The following is a 17,921-nucleotide window of genomic DNA, read 5'->3' as shown; positions in this document are numbered from 1 at the left end:
AGTAGACTGATTAAACATTTGCAGTCAACTCCCAGGACACCATGCCTACTCGTCACACTCATCTTCTTGCCCTTGCGACTCTCTCTGCTCTCGTTCTGACAGGGTGCTCAGCTACTCCAGCTGATAACTCTGCGAGCGAAACTGCCACCCCCACAACGGCCGCAAGCAGTTCTGTAACCCCCAGCCCCACACGCAGCGCTAGCGCGACGGCGTCCTCACTCGCTCCTACCACATCAACCGCTAGCCCCTCGGCAAGTGTTAGCGCGACCGCGTCCACCTCTGTGCAAGCCCAACCGCGGGCTAACGCCCCCAAGAGCGAGGTGCTCGGTGGTGGCAACCAGATTTTTGCCCACCGCTACGTGGCACTCTACGGCAACCCCGGCGGCCCGTCCCTGGGAGTACTTGGTGAGCAGGGACCAGCTGAATCTGTTGCTCGCGTCAAAAACCTTGCCGCTGAATACCAGGTGCACAGCGACGAAAAGGTCATCCCCGCCTTTGAAATCATTGCTACGGTGGCAAGCTCTGCACCCGGACCTGACGGCGACTACTCCGATGAGGCAACCATCGACAGCTTGCGCCCGCTCATCGACGAAGCCCGTAAGAGCGGGGTTTACGTTATCTTGGACTTCCAGCCCGGTCGCAGCACCTTCACCGAGCAGGTCAAACAGTATGAGGAGTTGCTCAAGGAACCCCACGTTGGTCTGGGCATTGACCCCGAATGGCGTATTTACCCCGGGCAGGTGCACCTGCAACAAATCGGTACTGTAGATGCCTCAGAAATTAATGAAACTCTGGACTACCTGGCGGCGCTGACCGATAAGCACCGCCTGCCCCAGAAGATGGTGGTACTGCACCAGTTCACGCATTCCATGATTACCAATCGTGCGGCGCTTGACACGAGCCACCCGGAGTTGGCCCTTACCCTGCATGCGGACGGCCACGGCACGCCTGAGTTGAAAGATTCTACCTACCAGGAGCTCATCCGCGATCTTGACCCGGCTATTAAGCCCTCGTGGAAGAACTTCTACGATGAAGACACCCCCACTCTGACCCCCGCCCAGACCTATGCCCTCACCCCCAAGCCCTATGTGGTGACCTACCAGTAAGGTCGGGGTTATCTGGCAAGCGAACCCTGGCGTGAATGTGACTTCTTTTCCCGAGCGGGCGTTAAAGAAACACCCGCTCGGGAAAAGAAGTCACATTCGGCGTGAGGAAGCTGCCGGTATCTCCACGAGCCGGTACCAGCGTCCGCCTGCTCCAGTTTTGGCCCAGGCAGGGAAGAGGTGGGGGTCTGAGATATGCCCATCGGCCTCGACCGTGCTGTGCCCCGCTTCACCTAGTTGTTCGAGGGAACGCCGCAGACAGGCCTCTAAGAGTAGCTCCCCCTGATCAGGGGCAGGAATGGTTGTCTCTCCGCAGAGCTCAGGCCGGTCACCGGGAAAAACCGCTATGACCGCGTGCACCTGCCCGGCGGCGTCCACCGCGATTGATGAGTAGTCGTTGTAGGCCTCGGCGGCATGGCGGGCCAGTACCGGCCGGTGGTCGCCCGATACGGGGTGCCAGCTGGCGTGCGTCCACTCGTAACAATCGACGTAGGCCTGCTCAAATTCTGGGTAGCTCACACTGCGTGCAGAGCGGGCGGACGCGTGCTCCCGCAGGTTCTGCGCGGAGCCGGTGGACATGGTGGCGGGCGGAACCATCTGAAGAGTCTGGGCGCCTAGCGAATCGGCAAAATGCAGGGTGGGTTCGCCCAGGTAGTCACGCATGAAGAAGGGTAAGGGCGTGGACGCCTGTGCCCGCGCCTGCCGGTAGAGGGCAGTACCTATGCCCTGACGTCGCAGAGGGGGTGCTACCGCAAGCTGGAGTTCATAGTGGGTGTGGTGGGCGCGGGCCATCCACCAGGCAACGATTCCTACCAGCTGCCCATCGTTATACGCCAGGAGGCAGCGAGTGCGCTCATCGCGCGTGAAATCCTCAAAATACACGGCTTGCGCCCAGGCGGGTAGTTGCTCCCGGTGGTTGGCCGGGGCGCTGGAGAAGGTCAGCTGCATACTAGCTATTCAGCCGTTCCTGCCAGGCCTTCATGACCTCGGGCGAGGTGGGTTTGGTGGACAGGGACGCTACCACATACACCACCAGCGACGCTGCCAGGCCGTAGTAAATCGGCTCGTTCGCAAGTACGCCAAAGATCGGCATACACCCTAGGGTTACTAGGGAGCCTGCCGCCATAGAAAGAGCCGCGCCCATACCTGTGCCACGCTTCCATACCAGGCCGCCCAGAATTGCAACCATCAGGCCGCCCACCAGGATGTCGTAGGCAATGGTCAAAGAGGTCACCGTGTCGGTCAAGAAGATAGCAATAACAGTAACCAGCACGCCCAAGACCAGCAGGTAAAGGCGGTCAGCCTTGAGCGTGGCATCGGTTTCCTCGCCTTCCTCAAGCGCAGGGCGCCCGGTGATAAAGGGAATCACGTCCACACGGGCTACGGTGGCAGACGCAATCAGGGCGCCCGACGCCGTTGACATCATCGCAGCTACACCGGCTGCCAGTACAACGCCGCCTACGCCTACAGGCAGGTAGTTCTGCGCAATAGCCGCGAAGGCGTCGTCCTGGCTCTCAAGCTGAGGAGCTAGCACCGCAGCCGCCATACCGATCACCGCACCGACTACGCCGTAGAGGGCGATGTAGATACCGGCACTCGCACCGCCCCAACGGGCAACCTCGGGGGAGCGGGCTGAGAAGACACGCTGCCAGATGTCTTGGCCAACCAAAATACCCAGGGTGTAAATCACGAACATGGTGATGATGGAGTTCATGCCCATAGAACCTAACTGGAAGAACTCGGCGTCCAAGCGTTCAGTGAGCCCCTGCCAGCCTCCAGCCTGACTCAGTGAGAAGGGCAGCATCAGCAAGAACATGCCCACGGTCATAATTGCGAACTGCATCATGTCGGTCAGGGTAATGGACCACATGCCGCCGAGCAGCGAGTAACCAATGACCACCAGGGAGCCGAGCAGAATAGCCCAGGTGCGATCCATATCGAACATCACGCGGAAGATTGAAGCGTAGGCGGCGGTTGATGTCACCGCAATCATGACGGTGTATGCCAGCATGACAATAGAAGAAACCTGAGTCGCTCGCACCCCATAGCGCAGGGAAAGCATCTGCGAGACGGTATAGATCTTGAGGCGCGAGATAATGGGGGCAAAGACCAGGGAGAGCAGTAGAACGCCTGCCGCAATAGCCACGACCAGCCACATGCCTGACAGGCCATAGGTGTAGCCCAGGCCCACACCGCCCACTGTGGAAGCACCGCCCAGCACTACCGCGCTTATGGTGCCGGTATAAAGGAGCGGGCCCAGGCGTCGCCCGGCAACACGGAAGTCTTCGGTACTGTTGGCACGGCGCTTGCCGAGGTACCCGAAGAAAATGAGGGCACCGAGGTAAAGCAGGATAATGGCGAGGTTCATGGGGCGCCTTTCGTGGTGATACGGCTTTAAGGTCGTGATGTAGCATACGCGATGGTCGTCACATATAGAAATTGTTGGTGAGCCTAGGAAGGCGTTTGTAGATTCCCCATTGACCTCGATACGAGGAATACCTAATAACCGTATAAAAGTGTTGCACGCCAGGGGAATGGCGTGCAACACTTTTGGGGTTCAGAAGAATACTTTTACTTGTCGAGCACCGTGTAGTTGATAGGTGCGTTTTCCCTTAGTTCCTTGTTGGCTTTCTCCACCTTAAGCTGGGTGAGCAGGAGAAGAATGATGAGGTTGATCGCTGCCGGGATCCATAGGTACATGATGTAGAGCATCTGTAGTGCAGATTCTGATTGCTCCGGTGCGTTAGCGACGTAGCCGCTGAAAGCGAGTAGCCAACCAGCGAGCGCAGTGCCTACACCGCCACCGATCTTGACGCCCAGTGAGGTTGCGGAGAACATGGTGCCATCTACCCTTTTCTTTTTGGAGAGGAAGGTGTATTCCGAGGCTTCAGCGATGAGTGCGTTGATGGTGCCCTGGAGGGGGCTCATTCCGATGGAGGCAATACCGGAGAAGAGGAGCATCAGAGGGATATTGCCCATGTAGGCTGCCACGATTACAAGAACGCGGGCAACGAACGCGATGATGTAGCCGATGACGTTGATTTTGTACATGCCTTGGAATTTTTTCACCACGATGGGGGTGAAGAGCAAGCCAATGATGAGGGGGACGTTGATAGCCCAGGCGAAGGGGCCGAGGAGCTTGGCATCACCCAGGATATAGGTCATGAAGTAGATGCCCATGCTCAGTGTAGTGTTGAAAATTTGGTTGAGTAGGAAGACTGCAAGAATCAGGAGGTAGAACTTGTTGCTTCCGAGCAGGCTGAGGGATTCTTTGAAGCTGTACTTCTCGGGAACAGGGTTGTTCTTCTCGTGAATGATGGGGATAGCCTGGGTTTCTTCTTCAAGGACTGATTTGGGGAGCTCCTTGACGGAGAAGACGGAGAGGGTATTGACGGCGAGGCCGATGAGGGCGTAGATGATGGCGATGGTGCGCCAGCCTTCTGCGCCGCCGCCGAACATTTCGACGCCTTGAACGGTGATGCTTTGAATGAGGAGGCTGGTGCCGAACGCAAACATGAAGCGGGTTGAACCCATCTGTACGCGCTCGTTACCGTTCTTGGTGATGAGTGAGGTGAGTGCGGAGTAGGCAATGTTGTTGGCGGTGTAGAACACGCCGTTGAGAAGGGTGTAGGCGATGAAGAACCAGGCGTACTGGGCGAAATCACCGAGTGATGGCGGAATCGCGAAGATGGCAATAATCATTGCGGCGCAGCCGACGTAGCCCCAGAGCATCCAGGGGCGTGCTTTGCCCATGCGGGTGTTGGTTTTGTCGATCATTGCCCCAAAGAAGAGGTCGGAAACGCCGTCAAAAATCTTGGAGGCAAGAATGAGGGTGCCGATAATTCCTGGGTTGAGTCCTACCGTGTCGGTAAGGTAAATCATCACGAATGATGCGAGGAAGGCGTAGACCACGTTGCCGGCAACATCGCCGGAACCGTAACCTACTACGTTGTACCATTTCAGGTATTTTGTTTCTTTCATTGTGTTACCTTTTGTCTGTTTCTCGCGCTATAGGGTGGGGGCGAGAGTGAAACCGAAGTTGATATTTTGTGCGTTGAGTTTGTACTCGTCTAAGACTTCGGGGCCGCAGCTGTTGGACCCGATTCCGTTGTGGGCGTAGTCGAGGCAGAGGACTGTTGAGTCGGCTTCGACCAGCTCGAAATTATGGTTTTTGTTCGTCAGCTCTTCCTGCGTGTAGTGGGAGGCGCTGAACGAGAAGGGGTGTTCGGAGGCTACAGAGAGCTGATGGTGGGGGCTTGATAGGTGGACGTAGTCGCAGTCGAATCGGCTACCGTTTTCCTGCGGCATGATGTAGTCCTCGTGGAGATCTTCGACGGAAGATTGGAAGGTGCCGTGGTAGCTTGCTTCGTGTTTGTCGCTGTAGCTCTCATGGGGACCCATGCCGAAGTATTCAACATCGGCAAAAGACTTGTCGAGGAAGAGGCGAACTCCGAAGCGGGGGAGGTCGGGGAATTCTGGGGCGCGTTCGATGTTGAATCGAGCGGTGATTTTTCCGTCGTTTGTGATGTTCCAGAGGACGGTGCCGGTGAAGATGGGTTGTACTGTGGGGGCTACCATGTTCAGGGTGCAGGAGATGGTGACACCGTTTTCGGTGTGCGTGTATCCGCTGGTGTAGACCCTTGAGTAGGCCTGGTGGTAGTGCGCTTCTGCCCATTTGAGTTTGATGTACATGTCATTATCTGTGGGTGCCCTCCAGATGTTGATGTTCATGGGCTGGGTGAGGAGGTTGTGGTCTTTGGTGGAGAGCTGGTCGAATACACCGGTTCGTCGGTTGAAGGTGTAGGTGAATCCATCGCCTTGGATGGTGTAGTGCTTACCTGTTTCGGTGACAGCGAGGTTCTGTGTGTTGTTGGTGGTGCCCAGAATATCTAGTGCCTTGGCATGGGTGGGGTTGATGGTGTGGACGGGTACTTCGTCGCGGCCGAGGAAGAGGCCTGTGGGAAGTAGGGGCAGGTCCTTCTTGAGAATGTATTCGATGTGGAGGTAGCAGCGTCCGCTGGTGAGCGAAGGTGCCTCAAGGTTAATAGTGGTTTTTTGGTGGGGGAGGAATGCCTGCTCAAAGTGGTAGGTGCCTGATGCTACTTCTACGCCATCCTGGCTGAAGGTGTATTTCAGTTCTATGGCTTCTTGTGCGTCGGTGAAGTCAAGGTAGTTCTTGAGGGTAAGGGAGCCGGATACGGTGTCGAAGGAGACGACTCTGAGGGGGCGGTAAACGTTGCGGTATTCGAGGAGACCAACGTGGGGAGTGCGGTCGGGGTAGACAAGGCCGTCCATGCAGAAATTTCCGTCGTGTACTTCTTCGCCGTGGTCGCCGCCGTAGAGGTATTTGGGTGTGCCATTTTCGGTGGTACCAGCGTAGATGGCGTGGTCGCACCATTCCCAAACGAAGCCGCCGCACATTGCCTGGTTCTGGTCGATGACCTGGAAGTAGTCTTCGAGGTTGCCGGGGCCGTTGCCCATAGCGTGGGCGTACTCGACGAGGAGGAAGGGCTTATTGGGGTTGCTGTTGAGGTACTGTTCGATGTCCTCGAAGGGCGGGTACATGCGGCTGTAGAGGTCGATGTTGGAGTAGTCGTAGCGGCGCTTTTTGTCGTCGTAGTAGGCGCTTTCGTACTGGGTGATTCGGGTGGTGTCGTAGGACTTGACCCAGGCGAGGGACTCTTCGAGGGTAACGCCGTAGCCGCATTCGTTACCTGCTGACCAGGAGACAATGCTGGGGCGGTTCTTTTCGCGGAGCACGCAGAGCTGGACACGGTCGAGTGTTGCTTCAGTCCATTCTGGGTTGTCTGAGATGCGTTCGTTCCAGTGATTTACCTGGTTGTCGAAGGAGCTATCTTCGAGGTGCTGGACCTGGGTGCCGTGGCTTTCGTTGTCGGCTTCGCTCATGACGAGGAACCCGTACTCATCGCACATTTGGTAGAAGTAGGGGGAGTTGGGGTAGTGGCTGCTACGGATGGCGTTGAAGTTGTGCTGTTTGATGAGTCCGAGGTCGCGTTTGATGTGGTTGTAGTCCACGGTTGGGCCGGTGACGGGGTCGGAGTCGTGGCGGTTTACGCCGCGGAAGGTGATGGGCTTGCCGTTGAGCAGAATGACATTGTGTTCAATGCGAATGGTGCGGACGCCCACACGTTCGGTGATGACCTCGTCCTGGGTTTTTAGGTGGAGGGTGTAGAGGTAGGGGTTTTCTGGGTTCCAGGTGTGGGCGTTAGGGATATGAAGGGTTGCTGAGTGAGTGAAGTTGGGGTTGGCAGCATTGGGTGTGAGCGTGGAGCTCGCTACCTCTTCGCCTTCAGCGTTGGTGAGAGTGAGTGTGGTGTGTGTTTCTTGGCTGAGGAAGCGTGCCGTGATGTTGAGGGTCGCGTCGCTGGTTTTTTCGTTGAGGTCGGTGGTGATGAAGTAGTCGTAGAGGGCGTGGCGGGGGCGGCTGAGAATGTAGACGTCTCGGAAGATGCCGCTCATGCGGAATTTGTCCTGGTCTTCGAGGTAGGAGCCATCGCACCACTTGTAGACGAGTACGGTGAGGCGGTTTGAGCCGTTTATGAGGTATTCGGTGATGTCGAATTCGCTGCTTGCGTGGGATACCTGGCTGTAGCCGATGTAGCTTCCGTTGACCCAGAGGTAGAAGCATGAATCAACGCCTTCAAAGGTGAGGTGGGCGAGCGGGGCCTGCTGATCCTGGGCGTACTGGAAGTCTAGAGTGTAAAGACCGCAGGGGTTTTCGTGGGGTACGAAGGGTGGGTCAAGAGGGAAGGGGTATTTGAAGTTGGTGTACTGGTGGGTGTCGAAGCCCTGGGTTTGCCAGGCGCCCGGGACGATGATGGGGGACGCGTCGGTGTGGGCGTATGTGGCAGTGTGGAAGTCCTGTGGTAGTTCAGAATCGTCGTTGAAGTAGGTGAACTGCCAGGTTCCATTGAGGTTGAGGAAGCGGTCGGAGGACTCACGGTTGTTCACCAGCGGGCCCATGTCATGGGAGGCGGGGACGTAGTAGGCCCGGGGGGTGAGGACGTTCTCGTGGAGAACGTTGAGGCTCTCGTGATGCTTGGTGGGGTACATGCTCTCTTGTCCTTCCTGATGGAATTGGCTGAACCTCGGATCCTGTTGCTATCGAGAGGGCTGAAGTTCAAGCCCCATGGTGTTCATATTAGTTCAAGATTGTTGCTTTGTGTAGATATCTGAACAAAAAATCGTTCTTTTTTGTTCAAAAAACTCATTTCGAGTACGTTTTAGCTCTGGAAATGCTTGTTTTTGTTTGATATTGTTCAGTTTAGAAGAAGTCGTTACAACCGGAATGAGGTTTAAGTGCTGGCTCAACAGCGCCACAACGCAATCGTTGCAAAAGTACAGGAAAAAGGCACTGTTCAGGTCCAAGATCTGGCTGGCCTGCTGAATGTATCTGCGATGACGATTCGCCGTGACCTGGCAGAACTAGAAGAACAGGGGTTACTGAGCAGGGTTCACGGAGGTGCAACCATCTCTGAATCTACCCATGAGCCAATCTTTGCTGAGAAGACCACGCTCAACGCAGAGTCGAAAGCAAAAATTGCAAAGGCCGCAGCTCAGCTAGTCCGCAGCGGCCAGTCAATTGCAATCGGTGGAGGCTCAACCAGCGCACGCCTTGCCCAAGAAATAGCTGCCCGTACAGAGCTTGAGAACCTCACCATCGTCACTAACTCCCTCCCCGTCTCTGACTTCTTCCACGGGTTAGCTGACACAAGGAACAAGCCCAAAGTGCTCCTTATCGGCGGTGAGCGCACACCCTCTGACGCCTTCGTTGGACCGCTTGCGGACGCAACTCTGGCAAACCTCAACATCGATGTTCTGTTTCTGGGTGCTCACGGTGTGACTCTGAAAGGCATGTACACCCCCAACATGAACGAGACCAGTACTAACAGAACTTTTATCGCAAACGCCCACGACACCGTGGCTGTTTTCGACTCCAGTAAATGGAATGTGGCTGGGCTATCCCGGTTTGCCTCCTGGGCAGACATCGACACCGTCGTCACCGACGAACTCACCCAGGAACGACACAACTTCTTATCCGACAACGTAGCTAAGGTGATTACCGCATGACTAACGTAAAAGTTACTAAAGGAACCCTCGCAGACGGGCGAGAAATCATCTTCTTCGATGACTCTGAACCCTACGTCTCAGACCGGAAAACCCGAACCATCCGCGATACCCGCCCCCTGGAACCTCGCACTCTGCCTCCCCACGAAGCTGCCTGCGTGCGTACCGACCCTCTGACCGGCGAATCAATTGCTATCGCTGCTCACCGCAACAACCGAACCTTCCTGCCGCCTGCTGATGAGGACCCCCTAGCGCCTGCTGGCGTAGGAACCGTACCCGGTGAAATCCCGGAAGAATCCTACGACGTTGTTGTCTTTGAAAACCGTTTCCCTTCATTGCAAGGGCCGCTAGAGACCCTCCGAGATGAGCCCCTTTTCAAGGAGACCACACCAGGCGGCCGTTGCGAGGTTATCAGCTTCACCTCAGACCAGTACGGTTCTTTTGGCTCCCTCAGCTATGAACGGGCGCGCACCGTTGTAGAAGCTTGGACCCACCGCACCAAGGAGCTCTCAGCCCTCGACGGAGTCGTACAGGTCTTTCCCTTCGAAAACCGTGGAGAAGAAATTGGTGTAACCCTGCCCCACCCCCACGGTCAGATCTATGCCTACCCCTACATGCCGTCCTATACAGCTTCTGTTGCACGGCGAGCAGACGCATGGGCATCAGAAACCGGTGGAGACCTCCTGGGAGATGTTCTCGCTGCAGAACTTGCAGCAGAAGAACGAATCATTAGGAAAACCGACTCCTTTGTGGCGTATGTACCGTATGCCGCCAAGTGGCCTGTAGAACTTATGGTCATGCCTAAACGCCCGGTTCGTGACTTCACAGAACTTACCGAAGCAGAAAAAGACGAACTCACCGAGCTGTACCTAGACCTGTTGCATCGACTCGACAAATTCTTCGAAGGGGTAGACAAACTCCCCTACATCTCAGCCTGGCACCAGGCCCCTATCATCGGCGGAAAAAACGTCTCACGCATGTACCTCCGCGTTTTCTCCCTCCTGCGCGCCCCCGGAAAGATGAAATACCTGGCTGGCTCAGAATCCGCTATGGCCGCGTGGGTATCTGACACCACACCCGAGCGTATCGCCACCCGATTCAAAGAACTCGCTTCTGACGCATAAAGGAAACACACCATGACTGCTATCTGGAAGAACACCGTACCTGCACAGACACTCCGCAAGAACGTCGAAGACCGCTTCTATACTTCCTTTGGGGAAGCCCCTTACGGAGTGTACTCAGCCCCTGGGCGCGTCAACCTTCTGGGCGAACACATCGACTACTGCGGTGGCACCGTCCTTCCCTTCGCCCTCCCCCAACGCACCTACGTAGCAATGGCCCCCCGCCAAGACGGAAAAATTACGGCAGTCACCGCTCAGGGTGATGCCGGTTCAACCGCCCCTGATGACAATACTGAAACCGTTCAGTTTGCTGAGGTGGGCACCCAGCCCCTCTCCGGCTGGCTCTCCTACGTTGCAGGTGTTCCCTGGGCTATGCAACAGCAAAAGCAGGGCGATTTTGCTGGTTTCTCGCCGGAAGGGTTCGGCGCCAACATCGCCATCGACTCTTCCGTCCCCCTGGGTGCAGGACTCTCATCATCAGCTGCCCTAGAGTGCGCTGTAGCTCTCGGCGTTGACGACCTGCTAACCGTCCAACAGCCCACTAGAGAACTCCTCGCCAGCACCGACCAGGGACGTGCCGCGCTGGCCTCAGCCTGTATCCAAGCCGAAAACGACATCGCAGGGGCCTCAACAGGTGGCATGGACCAGTCAATTTCCCTCCGTGCAGAAGAAGGCTCCGTCCTCGCCATCGACTGCCGCGACTTCTCCACCAGCCCTCTTACCATCGACGTCGCCTCAGCCAACCTCTCCGTACTCGTGATAGACACCCGAGCGTACCACAACCTCTCCGACGGGCAATACGCCGCCCGACGGGCAGCAACCGAGGTTGCCCGCGAAGCCCTGGGCGTGAACCACCTCCGAGACGCTTTCCAAGGAACCCCCACCCTCAAAGAAGCCCAAGAACTCATCGAACAGTGGGATAACAACGTAGACTCCTACAACCTGCCCGACGGAACAGACCGGGCAGTAATCCGCGATGCCCTACACCACGTCTGGACCGAAATTGCCCGTGTTGAAGAATGTATCGCCCTCTTCGACAACGTAAACTCACCAGCCGATGACGTATGGGAAAAGCTCGGTGAACTCCTCAATGCTTCCCACGACTCCCTCCGCGACCAGTACCGAGTCTCATGCCCCGAACTAGACACCGCGGTTAACGCCGCCCGCGAAGCAGGAGCACTAGGAGCCCGCATGACAGGAGGTGGCTTCGGTGGCTCTGCTATTGCACTGGTTCCTACTGAAAACCTGGAGAACCTCGCTGAAGCAGTTGCAGAAGCATTCGACCGTGAAGGCTTCAACCCCCCAGAGTTCTTGGTAGCCACCCCCTCCCGATCCGCGGAGAAGGAGTAAGACCCCCCATGTCCACCTCCACCCAGAACCAGCCACAGGGAGCCGCAGTCACCCTCAAACACTCCGGCTACCAAGCAACAATCACCGAAGTCGGTGCCAACCTCTCATCGCTCACCTCCCCCAAAGGGCGACAGCTCGTGCTCCCCGCCCCGCCACACAAAATACGAGAAGCCGCCCGAGGCGCCCTCCTCGCCCCCTGGCCCAACCGCATAGCAGAAGGCCGATACACCTGGAAGGGCGCCGAGTACCAGCTGCCCATCAATGAACCCACCCTTAGAAATGCAATCCACGGACTCGCTGACTGGACCCGCTGGGAACTCAACCAAGCAATTAACACCCCCGACTCATCATCAGTCACTGCCAATCTCCACCTAGTACCCCAACCCGGCTACCCCTTCCCCCTCAAACTCACCGCAACCTACACCCTCACCGCCCAAGGGCTCACCACAACCTTCACTGCACTCAACACTGGAGAAACAACAGCCCCCTACGCCCTCGGCGCACACCCCTACCTCATGGCAGGCACAGAACAGGAAACCCCCGGCGCAGTCGACTCATGGAACCTCACTGCTCCTGTCTCTACCTACCTCAAGGTCAACGAATCCATGATTCCCACCCAGGAACTCCCCCTCACCGAAGACCTCAATCTCGCAGACACAATCCCCCTCAAGGGCATAAATCTCGACCACGCCTTCGGAGGAATCCAAAAAACTGCTGGAGAAGCACACATTATCCTCACCGCTCCCAACGGTGAAGCCACCCGACTAACAATCGGAGACGGTATCGAATGGTTGCAGTTCTATACAGACGGAACTCAGCGGCGAGCCCTTGCTGCTGAACCCATGACAGCCCCCGCAAACGCCTTCAACAGCGGCACAGACCTCATTGAACTAGAACCACACCAAAGCCACACCAGCTGGTGGCGAATCCAAGAAGACTAGGGGCAAACCGGCTGCACATAAAAGTGTGGGACTTTGCGCCATAGTGCCCCCATATTTTTTATGCCCGCCCTGCCGCAAACTTATGCACCCGCCTCTCCCCGCTGGGCACTGTGTTGTGCCGGGGGAGTGCGGGTGTTCGCCATCGAGAGGAGCGCTGCCCGGTATGGCTTTGCCCTCCACTGAATAAGTATCGGAGCCCCACCGGTAGGGGCCCAAAAAAAACACCCCGCGCCCCCGCGTCCTGCCGCTATAGTGGTAGCGAATAAGTGTGGGCACTCACACGGTGCTCGCCCTACCCCCCACCACCCGGATAGTTCCGCACAGACAGACCTGCACCCGCAAACCACAGGAGAACCCGTGACTCAAGCCTTCTTCTCAGCTGACCCCAACCGCGTCATCGCCACCGGAGCCGACGGCGTCGAACGCGTCGGCCCCGTCAACGCCGCCGAAGTGCCTCGCTGGGCTGGCCTTGCTACCTTCGCCCGCCTGCCCCGCCTGGACCAGGTCGAGAAAGCCGACATCGTCGTAGCCGGTATGCCCTGGGACTCCGGCGTCTCCTACCGCCCCGGCGCCCGCTTTGGCTCCAACCACGTGCGCGAATCCTCCCGCCTGCTGCGCCCCTTCAACCCGGCTGCCAACATCTCCCCCTTCAAGGAAGCCCAGGTGGCCGACGCCGGTGACATCATCGGCAACCCCTTCAACATCGAAGAAGCCCTTGCCATGTTTGAGGCAGGAGCCCACGAACTGACCAAGGACGGCGCCCGCCTGGTCACCATCGGCGGCGACCACACCGTAGCGCTCGCCAACCTGCGCAACCTGGCCAAGAAGCACGGCAAAGTCGCCCTGCTGCACTTCGACGCCCACCTGGATACCTGGGATACCTACTTCGGTGCCGAATACACCCACGGCACCCCCTTCCGCCGCGCCTTCGAAGAAGACCTGCTCGACACCGACGCCCTCTGCCACGTAGGCACCCGCGGCCCCCTCTACGGCACCGAAGACCTTGAGGACGACGCCCGCTTCGGCTTTGGCATCGTCACCAGCGCGGACGTCTACTACCTGGGTGTGCAGAAAGTCGTTGAGCTGCTGCGGGAGCGCATTGGCGATAAGCCCCTCTATGTCTCCATCGACATTGACGTGCTCGACCCCGCCCACGCCCCCGGCACCGGTACCCCCGAAGCTGGTGGCATCACCTCCCGTGAGCTGCTGGAAATCCTGCGCGGTCTGCGCGGGCTCAACCTGGTGGGCTCCGAGGTGGTGGAGGTGTCCCCGGCCTACGACCACGCCGAACTGACCGGCATCGCCGCCGCCCACACCGTCTACGAACTCATCTCCCTGCACGCCGCCGGGGTAGGTGCTGAGCCGACCTCACCGGCGTCCGGCGTCGCCGATATTACCTACGGTGGCAAGGAGTAACCATGAGCAAGATTGCAGCCCTACTAGCTGAAGCTAACCCTGCCGAAGCCCGCATTATGCGCCACTTCGCTGACCGCGCCGCCGGGTTCCGCCCGTCCGCTGTGCGCGATGTCTTCGAGGTAGCCATGCGCCCCGGCATTATCTCCCTGGCAGGCGGCAACCCTGACCTCGACCTGCTGCCCCTTGACCGACTCGGGGCCATGAGCGCCCGCATCATCGAAGAAGAGGGCCTGGAAGTCCTGCAGTACGGCTCAGGTGCCGGCCTTGAAGCCCTGGCCGAACTGGTCTGCGACTTCATGGAATCTGAGGGTGCCCGCCCGGCGGTCGATGACATTCAGATGACCGCGGGCTCCCAGATGGGCCTGGACCTCGCCACCAAACTCTTCGTCAACCCCGGCGACGTAATCCTGGCGGAGGGCCCCACCTACACCGGCGCCCTGGGCGTCTTTGAGGGCTACCAGGCGGACGTCCGCCAGGTAGCCCTGGACGCGGACGGCCTCGACCCCGCCGCCGTCGCCCGGGCCATTGAAGAGATCCGGGCCGAAGGTAAGCAGGTTAAGTTCCTCTACACCATCCCTAACTTCCAGAACCCCACCGGTATTTCCCTGTCGGACGAGCGCCGCGCCGAGCTGGTGCATATCTGCCGTGAAGCTGACGTGCTGATCGTTGAGGATAACCCCTACGGCCAGCTCTCCTTCACCGGGGAACGCCGCCGCTCCCTCTATTCTCTGGACCCTGAGAACGTGCTCTACCTGGGCTCCTTCTCTAAGGTCTTCTCACCCGGTGTGCGTGTGGGCTGGATGGTCGCCCCCTTCCGTGTGCGTAAGTTCCTGCAGATCGCGGGTGAGGCGGTGACGATTTGCCCGTCGGTGCTGTCGCAGCGCCTGGTGCTGGGTTTCATGAGCGAGGGCCTGTGGGAGTCTCATACTCGCGCCACCGCTGCCCTCTACGAGGCCCGCTGCAAGGCCGTGCTGGACGCCTGCGAAAAGTACATGCCCGAGGGAACCACCTGGACGGTACCCGAGGGCGGCTTCTTCACCTGGCTAACTCTGCCCGCCGGCGGTAAGTACGAGGACGCGACGGACGCCCTCGCCCCCGCCATCGAGGCCGGCGTGGTCTTCATTCCCGGCTCGGCTTTCTATGAGCCGGTGGTTGGTTCAGATGGTGTTTCGCGGAACCCCGGCGCTAACCAGCTACGTATCGCCTTCTCAGCGATTGAGCCGGACGCCCTGACCGAGGGTGTGCGGAGACTTGCTGAGGTTCTGAAGGGCTAGAGCTCTTGGTTGAATGCGACCTTTTTCCCCGAGCGGGTGATGTTTGAACATCCGCTCGGAAAAAGAGGTCGCATTCGTCTGTGGGAGTCAAGAACCCTACAATGATCTGCCACCGACGAACTCTTTAAAGCAGCAACGATATCAACAGAGGCCAGTGGAGCAACCCGGGAGGCCCTGCGTTACTAAAAAGCCCTCTTTGCTGGGCTCGAAGCGATGCGGGAACGTCAGGGCATTATCACTGCTAATACTGCCCGAGATATTTGTAGCACCATCCGCGATATTGATACTCGGGTCAGACACGGGGACGGTGTGTATATCGGTAACCCGGTAACTCGCCGTCGTATCTATACCCCGCCCCAGGGCGCTGGAGTGATTTCTGAGAAACTGCGCAACTGGGAAGAGTTTGTGAATTCTGCTGGTAGTTTTGACCCACTGGTGAAGGTTGAGCTTGCCCATTACCAGTTTGAGGCTATCCATCCTTTCGACGACGGTAACGGGCGTACCGGGCGAATTCTGAACGTGCTGATGCTGGTATCTTCCGGGCTTTTGAGCGAACCTATTCTTTATATTTCTCAGAGCATCATTACCCAGAAGAATGACTACTACCGCCTCTTGAACGCGGTGACCTCTGAGGGGGCCTGGGAAGACTGGACGCTCTACATGGTTGAAGCCATGCGGTTAACGGCGGTGAGTACTCTGCAGAAGATTAAGCAGATTCAGGCATTGCAGGAACAGGTAAAAGAATCTATTGGCTCTCAGATGCCGGTAGGTGTAGTAGATCTTCTTTTTGAGCAGCCCTACTGCCGTATTAAGGACGTGGTGGGCCGCTGCTCGGTGACCCGCCAGACCGCAACCAAATACCTGGGGGAGCTCGTCTCAGCCGGGGTGCTGCGGGAAGAAAAAATTGGTAGGGAAAAGCTCTTTGTGAATGAGGGGCTGATGGATATTTTGAAGAGTGACGTAGTGAAAGGGTAGAACTCCTTGTCGTATTCGCTCTGTGCCGGTTTATCGCTGCATACGGCCTGAGGGGTCTGCGCGGACTGATAGGGGAGATGTACATTGAAATGTGCAAAATGATGTACATCATGTGTATAAGTGTGTATATATGTACATATGGAATGGACATTAGAACATCTCAATGAGACCCTGAACCGGCTCAGAACCTACGGTTCCGAAGAACCCCGCCTCGAAATTAAAAAGGCAACGGAAGGCTACCCTACCAGCATCGCTGAAACCCTCTGTGCCTTCTCCAATATGCCTGACGGGGGAACCCTTATCTGCGGTATCGATGAAGCAGAGAACTTCTCCGTTGTTGGAGTCTATGACATAGATGAACTTGAAAAGTCCATTGCCTCTGCCCTGCGAAACTCTTTGACCCCTAAGGGGAACGCCACCTTTGATCGCATAACAGTGGGTGATGCTGCCGTCCTCATCGTGAGCGTTGCGCCCCTCCCTCTGATTGACCGCCCCTGCTATTACCGGGGCAAGGCCTACATGCGCTATTCCGACGGCGACTACGCCATGGACGACTACGAGATTACCCGTGTTCTGGCCGCACGGGAACGCAGGCAGCATGACCTTGAAGCGGTTGCTCACACGAGCCCTGAAGACCTCGATAGGCGGTACACCGAAAAATTTGTTTCAGCTGCCCGGCATACTTCGCAACGACTGAGTCAGATAGACGACAAGATCGTGCTTGCTCGCAAAAGCGTTACTACAGCAGACCACCGACAGCTGACCCTGGCTGGCTTGTATGCCCTGGGTAACTACCCGCAGCAGTTCTACCCTGCTCTCAAAGTTTCTGGGTGGGTTGAAGATGAGGTCTTGCGTAATGCAGACAAGTTAGAAGCTGACGGCCCCTTGGTAGAGATGCTGGAGCAAACTCTGCAATGGTTAGTAAGAAATCTTCGTTTTTCTGTGGTTTCTGATGGTCAGGGAGGGCTGAAAAATCAGCCTGAGATTCCGCTCATTGTGCTTCGTGAGCTGGTGGCGAATGCTCTGGTTCACCGTGCCCTTGATGCTGATACTGCCTACGCGAAAGACGTTGTTATTCGGGTTTATCGCAATCGCATTGTTATCACTAACCCTGGAGGGTTATGGGCTGTGACTACTGCCAACCTTGCTCAACCGGGGCACAAAACTGCAGTTAATTCTGCCCTCTATGAAATTTGTAAACTTGCTCAGATTTCTGATGGTTCCAGGGTGATTGAGGGTGAAGGGAACGGTATTTTTGAGGCTCAAAAGGCCATGCGAGAGGCTGGCCTGCCGCCGCTGGAGTTTGTAGATAAGGGATTCCAGTTTACTGCGATTATTCGACGTCCAATGATGGGCGCTGATGGGGCCGAAGCTGTTCAGCTCCCTGAGCCTCGGCAGGACGGTGCGCTTCTGGGGCTTGCAGAGACTGAGGAAAAGATTTACTCCTATCTGCTCCAGGGCGGTGGTCGAACCGTCGCGGAAATTGTGGAGGGGCTTCATCTGACCCGTAGGCAGGTTGCCTATAATCTCGGTAAGCTCAAGGACGCTGGGCTCGTTAGCTCTTCTCATGTTCCTGGGAAGCGCGGGGCTGTCTATGGTGTTGTCGGGTAGTTCTCAGCAGGTGGAAGTGGCTGTCTAACGTGGAACCCGTCA

Annotated in this window: 13 protein-coding genes; 9 read left to right on the top strand and 4 right to left on the bottom strand. The window is 57.3% G+C overall.

All coding sequences use genetic code 11. The features are described from left to right. The first annotated feature begins 41 nt into the window (after positions 1-41). The gene (locus tag QM007_RS10485; RefSeq protein ID WP_283489909.1) at positions 42-1,106 is read left to right on the top strand and encodes an apurinic/apyrimidinic endonuclease family protein; all 1,065 of its coding nucleotides are present in this window, start codon (positions 42-44) and stop codon (positions 1,104-1,106) included. A gap of 90 nt (positions 1,107-1,196) precedes the next feature. Here QM007_RS10485 and QM007_RS10480 read toward each other — a convergent pair whose 3' ends face one another. From QM007_RS10480 to QM007_RS10465, 4 genes are all read right to left on the bottom strand, one after another. Beyond that, positions 1,197-2,051 (bottom strand): GNAT family N-acetyltransferase, encoded by an 855-nt coding sequence (locus QM007_RS10480; RefSeq protein ID WP_283489908.1) that lies wholly within the window; start codon positions 2,049-2,051, stop codon positions 1,197-1,199. 1 nt (position 2,052) lies between these two features. Then, on the bottom strand, positions 2,053-3,471 hold the full coding sequence (locus QM007_RS10475) for a sodium:solute symporter family protein (RefSeq protein ID WP_283489907.1): 1,419 nt from the start codon (positions 3,469-3,471) through the stop codon (positions 2,053-2,055). 203 nt (positions 3,472-3,674) lie between these two features. Next, positions 3,675-5,084, bottom strand: a complete 1,410-nt coding sequence (locus QM007_RS10470; protein ID WP_283489906.1) for an MFS transporter — start codon at positions 5,082-5,084, stop codon at positions 3,675-3,677. A gap of 27 nt (positions 5,085-5,111) precedes the next feature. Further along, positions 5,112-8,177: a glycoside hydrolase family 2 TIM barrel-domain containing protein gene (locus QM007_RS10465; RefSeq protein ID WP_283489905.1), complete on the bottom strand. Its 3,066-nt coding sequence runs from the start codon at positions 8,175-8,177 to the stop codon at positions 5,112-5,114. Positions 8,178-8,423: 246 nt separating this feature from the next. Between QM007_RS10465 and QM007_RS10460 the strand changes: the two genes are divergently transcribed. The 8 genes from QM007_RS10460 to QM007_RS10425 all read left to right on the top strand — a co-directional run bounded on the left by QM007_RS10460 (position 8,424) and on the right by QM007_RS10425 (position 17,879). Beyond that, on the top strand, positions 8,424-9,194 hold the full coding sequence (locus QM007_RS10460; protein WP_237196621.1) for a DeoR/GlpR family DNA-binding transcription regulator: 771 nt from the start codon (positions 8,424-8,426) through the stop codon (positions 9,192-9,194). Next, a complete protein-coding gene (gene galT, locus QM007_RS10455) occupies positions 9,191-10,315 on the top strand; it encodes a galactose-1-phosphate uridylyltransferase (RefSeq protein WP_283489904.1) in 1,125 nt (374 codons plus the stop codon). The genes QM007_RS10460 and galT overlap by 4 nt, the downstream gene beginning before the upstream one ends. A gap of 12 nt (positions 10,316-10,327) precedes the next feature. Next, positions 10,328-11,662, top strand: a complete 1,335-nt coding sequence (gene galK, locus QM007_RS10450) for a galactokinase (protein ID WP_283489903.1) — start codon at positions 10,328-10,330, stop codon at positions 11,660-11,662. 8 nt (positions 11,663-11,670) lie between these two features. Next, positions 11,671-12,603 (top strand): aldose 1-epimerase family protein, encoded by a 933-nt coding sequence (locus QM007_RS10445; protein WP_283489902.1) that lies wholly within the window; start codon positions 11,671-11,673, stop codon positions 12,601-12,603. Positions 12,604-12,999: 396 nt separating this feature from the next. Continuing rightward, positions 13,000-14,019, top strand: a complete 1,020-nt coding sequence (gene speB / locus QM007_RS10440) for an agmatinase (RefSeq protein ID WP_283491028.1) — start codon at positions 13,000-13,002, stop codon at positions 14,017-14,019. Between the two features lie 2 nt (positions 14,020-14,021). Next, the gene (locus tag QM007_RS10435) at positions 14,022-15,293 is read left to right on the top strand and encodes an aminotransferase-like domain-containing protein (protein WP_283489901.1); all 1,272 of its coding nucleotides are present in this window, start codon (positions 14,022-14,024) and stop codon (positions 15,291-15,293) included. Positions 15,294-15,506: 213 nt separating this feature from the next. Continuing rightward, positions 15,507-16,268 carry a Fic family protein gene (locus QM007_RS10430; protein ID WP_283489900.1) on the top strand — a complete coding sequence of 254 codons (762 nt, stop codon included), beginning with the start codon at positions 15,507-15,509 and terminating at the stop codon, positions 16,266-16,268. Between the two features lie 138 nt (positions 16,269-16,406). Next, positions 16,407-17,879, top strand: coding sequence for an ATP-binding protein (locus QM007_RS10425; protein ID WP_283489899.1), 1,473 nt, complete (start codon positions 16,407-16,409; stop codon positions 17,877-17,879). Positions 17,880-17,921: the final 42 nt, after the last annotated feature.

The sequence above is a fragment of the Rothia sp. SD9660Na genome (assembly GCF_030064065.1).
Taxonomy (GTDB): Bacteria; Actinomycetota; Actinomycetes; order Actinomycetales; family Micrococcaceae; genus Rothia.
The sequence above is the reverse complement of the archived record's forward strand: the minus strand, read 5'-3'. Positions and strand labels throughout refer to the sequence as shown.